This window comes from Nocardia sp. NPDC055321, from assembly GCF_053645575.1.
The window spans coordinates 19,633-27,314 of sequence record NZ_JBSHMS010000020.1 but is presented as its reverse complement, the minus strand read 5'-3'; the positions used below and the strand labels follow the sequence as shown (position 1 = coordinate 27,314).

At 70.8% G+C, this 7,682-nt stretch carries 8 protein-coding genes; 4 read left to right on the top strand and 4 right to left on the bottom strand.

Translation table 11 applies throughout. The features are described from left to right. Positions 1-117 precede the first annotated feature (117 nt). Positions 118-921, bottom strand: a complete 804-nt coding sequence (locus tag ACWIGI_RS29210) for an RDD family protein (protein ID WP_454205707.1) — start codon at positions 919-921, stop codon at positions 118-120. Between the two features lie 269 nt (positions 922-1,190). Between ACWIGI_RS29210 and ACWIGI_RS29205 the strand changes: the two genes are divergently transcribed. Beyond that, complete coding sequence (locus ACWIGI_RS29205; RefSeq protein ID WP_454205705.1) at positions 1,191-2,066, top strand: polysaccharide deacetylase family protein; 876 nt, start codon at positions 1,191-1,193, stop codon at positions 2,064-2,066. A 98-nt stretch (positions 2,067-2,164) separates the two neighbouring features. Here ACWIGI_RS29205 and ACWIGI_RS29200 read toward each other — a convergent pair whose 3' ends face one another. Further along, the gene (locus ACWIGI_RS29200) at positions 2,165-2,944 is read right to left on the bottom strand and encodes a hypothetical protein (RefSeq protein ID WP_454205704.1); all 780 of its coding nucleotides are present in this window, start codon (positions 2,942-2,944) and stop codon (positions 2,165-2,167) included. Between the two features lie 133 nt (positions 2,945-3,077). Between ACWIGI_RS29200 and serC the strand changes: the two genes are divergently transcribed. From serC to ACWIGI_RS29185, 3 genes are all read left to right on the top strand, one after another. After that, positions 3,078-4,202: a phosphoserine transaminase gene (gene serC, locus ACWIGI_RS29195; protein ID WP_454205702.1), complete on the top strand. Its 1,125-nt coding sequence runs from the start codon at positions 3,078-3,080 to the stop codon at positions 4,200-4,202. 213 nt (positions 4,203-4,415) lie between these two features. Then, the gene (sepH, locus tag ACWIGI_RS29190; RefSeq protein WP_454205701.1) at positions 4,416-5,564 is read left to right on the top strand and encodes a septation protein SepH; all 1,149 of its coding nucleotides are present in this window, start codon (positions 4,416-4,418) and stop codon (positions 5,562-5,564) included. Positions 5,565-5,824: 260 nt separating this feature from the next. Further along, complete coding sequence (locus ACWIGI_RS29185; RefSeq protein WP_454205700.1) at positions 5,825-6,595, top strand: DUF6928 family protein; 771 nt, start codon at positions 5,825-5,827, stop codon at positions 6,593-6,595. On the opposite strand, the gene ACWIGI_RS29180 is transcribed toward ACWIGI_RS29185, so the two are convergent. Next, entirely contained in the window at positions 6,592-6,882 is a 291-nt protein-coding gene (locus ACWIGI_RS29180; protein ID WP_454205699.1) for a DUF2537 domain-containing protein, read from the bottom strand. The two genes, ACWIGI_RS29185 and ACWIGI_RS29180, sit on opposite strands and share 4 nt — an antisense overlap. Continuing rightward, on the bottom strand, positions 6,879-7,682 hold the full coding sequence (locus tag ACWIGI_RS29175; RefSeq protein ID WP_454205698.1) for a TrmH family RNA methyltransferase: 804 nt from the start codon (positions 7,680-7,682) through the stop codon (positions 6,879-6,881). Before ACWIGI_RS29175 ends, ACWIGI_RS29180 begins: the two co-directional genes overlap by 4 nt.

The window sequence follows — 7,682 nt, the reverse complement described above, 5'->3', positions numbered from 1 at the left end:
GGGGGGGGGGGTGGCTCTTCTGCCTGCTTAACGTGCTCGTCTTGGAGCCTCTGCGCGCGCCGGCGCCGGCCCCCGACCCCCCCCCCCCCCACGACTGTTTTCGGGGGTGACCCGGAACTACTGGGTCTTCACCACGATGCTCTTGACGATCTTGTCCGCGAAGGTCTGCTTCTTGTCGTCCCACAGCGGCCACAGGAAGCCCAGGTAGCAGGGCAGGGCGTCGAGGATGTGGGCGAAGCGCCGGCCGATCGCCGTGCCCGCGCCGAGCAGCTGGCCGTCGGCTTCGCGGATCACGCGAATCTTGAGGGCCTTCTTGCCCGGGGTCTGACCGGTGGTGCCCTCGAGGTAGCCCTGGAAGAGCAGGCCCGCGAGGCTGGCGACGAACGCCAGCACCATCACGACAGCGCCGACGGCGGACAGCCCGCCGCCGGTGCAGGGTTCGTAACTCGTGCTGTCGAAATCACAGCTGAGCGGCTCGGTGAAGGCGGCACGCGCGATGATGTTCAGCAGCATGCCGGGCAGCGAGAAGATGAGCATGTCGATCAGGAACGCGCCGGCGCGAGAACCCCAGTCCGCCAGCACACCCTGCGGCGCGCCGTAGGGGGAGTACCCCGGCTGCGGTGCCCCGTACGCGGGCTGCTGCGGCGCGCCGTAGCCGCTCTGCGGAGCGCCGTACGCGGGCTGCTGGGGAGCGCCGTATCCCGGCTGGGGCGCGCCGTACGCGGGTTGCTGCGGCGCCCCGTACCCCGGCTGAGGAGCTCCGTACCCGGGTTGCGGTGCGCCGTAACCCGGTTGGGGCTGCTGCGGGTAGCCACCGTAGCCGGGCTGCGCGTCGTAGCCGGGCGCACCCTGCTGCGGCGGGTAGGAGAAACCCCCGGGCTGCTGCGGCTGCTGCGGATAGGGGTTGTTCGGGTAGGTCATGTAAATCCTTGTGCGGAGAATGAAATCAGCCGTGTGGCCGTACCGTGCGGCAGTTGCCGCTGATTGGCTCGGCCTCGTGGCGACCCAACCGATTACAGTCTGGTATACGACGGCCGTGTCTGCGCGCCGGGGCTGGTGGGATGTGAGAAAAGCTGCCCCGAAAGGCCATTCGGCCCGGCCGGTGGCGAATCGGTTGCCGGTCGGCTACATCTGGAAAAACGCTGATTCCGGCGCTGGCCACCGGGTTTGGATTCGCATAGCCTGCATCGGTGCTGGACCACCGATTGCCGCGTCGCGGTTTCCTGACCGCGGGCGCGGTCCTGGCCGCCGGCCTCGTGACCGCCGGCTGCGGTGTGGCGAACGGTAATTCGTCCGACCACATCCTGGAATCCGCGCCGAACCCCGCCGACCCGCGCCTGGTGCCCGCGAATCTGCCGGTCACCCTCGCCGACGGCGGCACCGCCGCGGTGGTGGCCAAATACGCCGGGCACAAACCGAGCCGGTGGGGCCCCGACCTGTCCGGGATCCGCACCTCGTTCGCGGCGCAGGGCAAACAATTCGCCCTGACCCTGGACGCCTGCGGGGGCCCGGGCAACAACGACATCGACGAGAACCTGCTGAGTCTGCTCATAGCCCAGCGCATTCCGGCGACCCTGTTCCTCAACAAGCGCTGGATCGACGCCAATCCGGCGCGTGCCGAGCAACTGGCGGGCAACCCGCTGTTCGAGCTCGCCAACCATGGCGTCGCCCACAAGCCGCTTTCGGTGAACGGCCGCGCGGCCTACGAGATCAGGGGAACCGCGTCCGTGCAGGAGGCGGTCGACGAGGTCTGGCTCAATCACGAGCGCCTCACCGCGGTCGCCGGCCGCGCACCGCGCTTCTTCCGTCCCGGCACCGCGCACTACGACGATCTGGGCGTCTCGATCGTGCAGGACCTCGGCGAAACCCCGATCGGCTACACGATCAACGCCGACTACGGCGCCACCGCCACCGCCGCCCAGGTGCAGTCCGGGCTGCTCGCCGCCAAGCCCGGCGGCATCGCGCTCGCCCACATGCACCGGCCGCGCTCGGGGACGGCGGCCGGTCTGTTCGGGGCCCTGCCCGCGCTGCGCGACAAGGGTTTCGAGTTCGTCCATCTGCCGTAGCCGAAGGATTGCCCGTCCGGGATCGGCGCCCTTTCCCCGCGCCGAATCGGATAGTCGCCCGCGGGTTGCGCTCGTCCGGCGTGCCCCGGGCGGAACCGTCAGCGTCCCGCGCGCGACGCGGCCCAGTCCACCGCCACCGAGTCGCCCCGGTCCACCGTGAAGAAGGCGACCTCCAGCCGCGCGCCCAGATCCACCAGCTCCAGCGCGGCCAGCGGCACGGGCGTGACGAGCCGCACCCGCCACGGACCCGGTTCGTCCCAGGCTCGCAACTCCAGATCCAGGCGCAGCACCGGATCCTCGCGCCCGGAGTAGTCGGCCGCCACCGGGCTCGCGGCCAGCACGGTGGCCCGCGCCCGCCGGCCGTGCCCGAGAATCGTCGCGATGTTCGCGCGCGCGGACTCCCCGGGCGCGGGCACGTAGATCACCAGCCGGTCCGGGTCGCCGGGGTCGACGCGGCAGGCCACCGTATCGCCGGGCTGGGTCCACACCAGGTCGGCGGCGGTGATGCGCTGGCGGATCCGGGTCTCGTAGGGATGGCGGCCCTCCAGGCGCACCCGGACCCGGAGTTCGTGCCCGCCGGCGGTGTCCGGACCGGGCGCTCGCACGCTCAGCACGGTCGCCACGCCCTCGCTGCCGTGCAGCAGCAGTTCGCGGCGCCCGGCCTCGTCCAGGTCCGGACCGCGCCGGGCGAGGCCCCGGGAGCCGAACTGGGTCGACAGCCGCGCCAGGAATCCGGGCCCGCGCTGCCCGCCCGGCGCCGCCCCCGGACCGCGGCCCGGCGATGCTTCCGGGCTATAACCATGTGGCCCAGCCGAATTCGCGAACGCTCCGGACTCGTCGGGGGTGACGTCCGGGCGCACGTGTTCGGCCATGTCCATGGCTGTGCACCGTAACGGCTGTGTGGCCCGCGCCACAGCGATACTCGCCGGTTGCCCGGGACCGGCCGCCGATCGCGTTGCCGGGCCCACCCACTCGATTCACCCGGTACCGGCAGGCTTTAGTCTTGTCGCCATGACCTCTGCGTTCCCGACCATCCCCGACGATCTCAAGCCCGCCGACGGACGGTTCGGCTGCGGACCCTCCAAGGTGCGTCCCGAACAGCTGCAGTCCCTGGTGGATACCGGCGCCTCGGTGTTCGGCACCTCGCACCGGCAGAAGCCGGTCAAGGACGTGGTGGCCCGGGTGCGTTCGGGCCTGCGCGAATTGTTCGCCCTGCCCGACGGTTACGAGGTCGTGCTCGGCAACGGCGGCACCACCGCGTTCTGGGACGCGGCCGCCTTCGGTCTCATCCGCGAGAAGTCGCTGCACCTGACCAACGGCGAGTTCTCCTCGAAGTTCGCCTCGGTCGCCAAGGCCAACCCCTTCATCGGCGACCCGATCGTGGTCAAGGCCGAGCCGGGCAGCGCGCCCGAGCCGACCTCCGATCCCTCGGTCGACCTCATCGGCTGGGCCCACAACGAGACCTCGACCGGTGTCGCCATCCCGGTCTCGCGTCCCGCGGGTTCGGAGAACGCCCTGATCGCCATCGACGCCACCTCCGGCGCGGGCGGTCTGCCGGTGAACATCGCCGATTCCGACGTGTACTACTTCGCGCCGCAGAAGTGCTTCGCCGCCGACGGTGGCCTGTGGATCGCGCTCATGAGCCCGGCCGCGCTGGCGCGCGTGGAGGAGATCAAGAACTCGGGTCGCTTCACCCCCGAATTCCTGTCGCTGCCCATCGCGATCGACAACAGCACCAAGGATCAGACCTACAACACCCCGGCGCTCGCCACACTGTTGCTGTTCGCCAACCAGATCGAGTGGATGAACGGCAACGGCGGTCTGGACTGGGCCGTGAAGCGCACCGCCGATTCGTCCTCGCGCCTGTACTCGTGGGCCGAGACCAGCGAATACGCGACCCCGTTCGTCGCCAACCCCGATCACCGCTCGCAGGTTGTCGGCACCATCGACTTCGTCGAGTCGGTCGATGCCGCACAGGTTGCGAAGGTGCTGCGCGCCAACGGAATCGTCGACACCGAGCCGTACCGTAAGCTGGGTCGTAACCAGCTGCGCGTCGGCATGTTCCCGGCCATCGACCCCGAGGACGTGTCGCAGCTGACCCGCAGCATCGATTGGGTCGTCGAAAACATCGGCTGATACCCGTAATTCGGCGCCGGTCCGCTCCGAGCGGAGGGTGCCGAAAGAGACACCATATGCGGCGCGAGAGTCTGGCGACAGATTTTCGCGCCGCGTGTCTTGCCCCACGAATCACAGAAGTGCACTACTGTTCCAGAACGTGGGCGGTGTCGCGAGCCTGTCAGCTGTTTATAGAAGCAGCACTGTGCTAGATGCAGTGACAAGGAGGTAACGGTGCGTGAACTTCGAGTAATCGGATTGACGCCCGATTCCACACACATCGTGTGCATCGATACCGAGAGCGGTCAGAAGTACCGCCTCGCCGCCGACGACAAACTGCGCGCCGCTGCCCGCGGAGATCTTGCCCGGTTCGGACAAATCGAGATCGAAACGGAAGCCACGATGCGCCCTCGCGATATCCAGGCACGAATCCGTGCCGGTGCCTCGGTGGAGCAGGTCACCGAAGAATCCGGTATGCCCGCGAGCCGGGTGGAACGTTTCGCGTACCCCGTGCTGCTCGAACGCGCCCGCGCCGCCGAACTGGCGCAGAAGGCCCATCCGGTCCGCAACGACGGCCCGGCCATCGAAACCCTCATCGAGATCGTCTCCGCGGCCTTCGCCGAGCGCGGCCACAACATCGAGGTCGCCGAGTGGGACGCCTGGAAGGACGAGAAGGGCTACTGGGTCGCTCAATTGCAGTGGCAGGCCGGACGTTCGGTCATCGCCGCGCACTGGCGCTACCAGCCCGACGCGCACGGCGGCTCAGTGGTGCCGCTCGATGATCCCGCCGCCGATCTGATCGACCCCGACTTCGGCCGCGCCCTGCGCGGCCTGGCCACGATCCTGCCCGACCAGACCGAGTCCGCCGTGGTCGAGACCGTACCGGCGCCCGCGCCGCGCGAGGAGCGCGCCGAGTACGAGGCCACCTCGGCCCGGGTCACCGGTCAGCAGGACCTGGACGGCTACTACGAGCAGCGCGCGGCCGTCGGCGACGGCACCGTGCCCGCGGTGACGGCGGCCGCCCCGGCACCGGCGCCGATCGCGCCCTCCGCCCCGGCGACCCCGAATCCGCCCGCCGCACCGGCGCATTCGGCCCCGGTGCACACCGCTCCCGCGCATACGGCGCCCGCGCACCAGGCGCCCGCGCAGCCGGCCCCCGAGCCCGTCGCTCCGGCCGCGCCCGCTCCGGCGCCCGCGGCCCCGCCCGCCGAGCCCGCGCCCGCCCCGGCCGCCGCCGCGGCGTCCTCGGCTCCGGCCGCGAGCGCGGACAAGCCCGCGACCAAACCGGCCGCGCCCAAGCAGAACCGTGCCAAGCGCGGCGGCAAGGCGCCCATGCCGTCCTGGGAGGACGTGCTGCTGGGCGTGCGCAGCTCGGGTCACTGAGTTCGCGCGACACCGCGGGACACCCGGTCGCGGCGGCCGCTGCCCGCCGTGGCCGCTCGGCCATTTCCACGTGATCGGCGGCCGAGTTCGCCGCGCCGGTAACAACGTTGGGCAACGGCGACATTTCGGCCGCCGGTGCGGGTAGATTTTGACGTGGTGGCGGTGGTTGCCGGGTTGACTCCACGCCGACGCCGACAACGGCCACCGGGTGTTGCTCAAGAGTTGCCAACTTGGGTCGCAACAATCGGGAGGTGCCGTAAGTGCCGTCCACAGTCTCTTCGCTCTGGTACGTCGATGCTCCCGACCCCGCCGCCGTGCTCCGCGCGCACCCCGGGCCCGATCCCGAAGCCGCGCTGGCCCTGGCCAGACAGCTCAATCCCGACCGCGACGTCGTGCCCGCCGCCGCGGGCACCATGAAGGTCTGGGGCGGCCCGGATCCGGAATCGACGTACATCGGCTGCTATCCCGGCGTCACCGTCGTGTGCTCGGCGCAGGCCGCGCTGCCCCGGCCCACCGCCCTGCCCGAACTACTGGTCCGGCCGCTCGCCTCCGAGCACACCTATCTCGTCTCCTACGACCTCTCCCTGGGCTGGGGCGCCTTCGCGTACTGGGAGCGCGGGGAGTTCCGGCGCTCGTTCAGCGCCAGCCGGGTCAACATCCTGGAGGACGAGGGCATGCCGATGGTCTGGGAGCGGCCGTACTGGGCAGGGGAGCACCCCATCGCGCTCGCGCCGGGCGTGCTGCCGGATCCGCGACTGCTGCCCTTCGATCCGCCCGATTTCGCGGACGCGGCCAACGGGCTCTGGCTCGGTTTCCGGTATCGCGGGCCCCTCGCGAGTCCCGGCGCCACCGAGCCGGGCGCCCCGGAGCCGCTGACCTCCGATCAGATCCAGGTGTGCGGCTTCTCGCTCTTCCCCAAGGGCCGGGCGCCGGCCGCCGATCCCGGGCCCGAGCCGGTCGCCGAGCACAACGGCAAACGCGGACTGCTGGGCTGGCTGCGCGGCGGGCGCGACCGGCACCACGTGTCCTAGGCGAGCAGGGCGATCCAGCCCAGCAGCACGCCGGCGGCCAAGCCGGCGATGACCCAGCGCGTCACCGGCTGGAAACGCCAGCGCCAGGCCGACGGCGCCACGCCGCCGACCGCGACCAGATTCACCAGCGCGGCCAGCAGCGGATGGATCTCGGCCAGGGCCGCGCCGAAGGCGTACACCCCCGTCGCGGTCAGCGCCGCCACCAGTGCGCTGACCGGCACGCCGATCGCCCACGGGGTGGGTTCGGAATAGCCGTAGCCGTAGGGTCCGTCCGGGGGGTAGCTCACTGGTTTCGCACTCTCTCGTAGAAGGCCATGGCGGCCGCGGTCGCCACATTGAGCGAATCGGTGCCCGGGGTCATGGGGATCCGCGCGCGAATATCGCTGGCGCCCATGGTTTCCGCGGTGAGGCCGGGGCCCTCCGCGCCGAGCAGCAGCGCCACCCGCGACCCGGTCATGGCGGTGGCCAGATTGTCCGCGGCCGGATCCGGGGTGAGCGCGATGATCTGAAAACCGCGCTCGCGCAACACATCCAGGCCGCCGGGCAGCGCCGGCAGGGTGGCGAACGGAATCCGCAGCACGTGTCCCATGGAGACGCGCACCGAACGCCGGTACAGCGGATCGGAGCAGCGGTCCCCGAACAGCACCGCGTCCGCGCCGAGTCCGGCGGCGTTGCGGAAGATCGAGCCGATGTTCTCGTGATCGTTCACGCCCTCCAGCACCGCGACCGTGCGCGCGCCGTCGAGGACCTCGGCGGCGGTGAGCTCGGGCGGGCGCCGCGCCACGGCCAGCACGCCCCGATTCAGATGGAATCCGACGATCTCCGCCATCACCTGCGCGCTCGCCCGGTAGTACGGCACGTCGACCTCGCGCAGTTGGTCGGCGAGCACCTCGTGCTTGCGCGCCACCCCGAGCAGCGCGACCGGGGTGAATCGCGAGGTCAGCATGCGTTCCACCACCACCGTGCCCTCCGCTACGACCAGTCCCTTGCCGCCCGGCAGGTCCGGGCGCCGATCGGCGTTGGCGAGATCGCGGAAGTCGTCGGCGCGCGGGTCGCTGGGGTCCTCGATATCGATCACGTCGGCCAC

Excerpts from the sequence above, each read along its gene's own strand:
- ACWIGI_RS29200 (WP_454205704.1), bottom strand. The coding sequence starts at position 2,944 with ATGGACATGGCCGAACACGTGCGCCCGGACGTCACCCCCGACGAGTCC.
- serC (WP_454205702.1), top strand. The coding sequence starts at position 3,078 with ATGACCTCTGCGTTCCCGACCATCCCCGACGATCTCAAGCCCGCCGAC.
- ACWIGI_RS29210 (WP_454205707.1), bottom strand. The coding sequence starts at position 921 with ATGACCTACCCGAACAACCCCTATCCGCAGCAGCCGCAGCAGCCCGGG.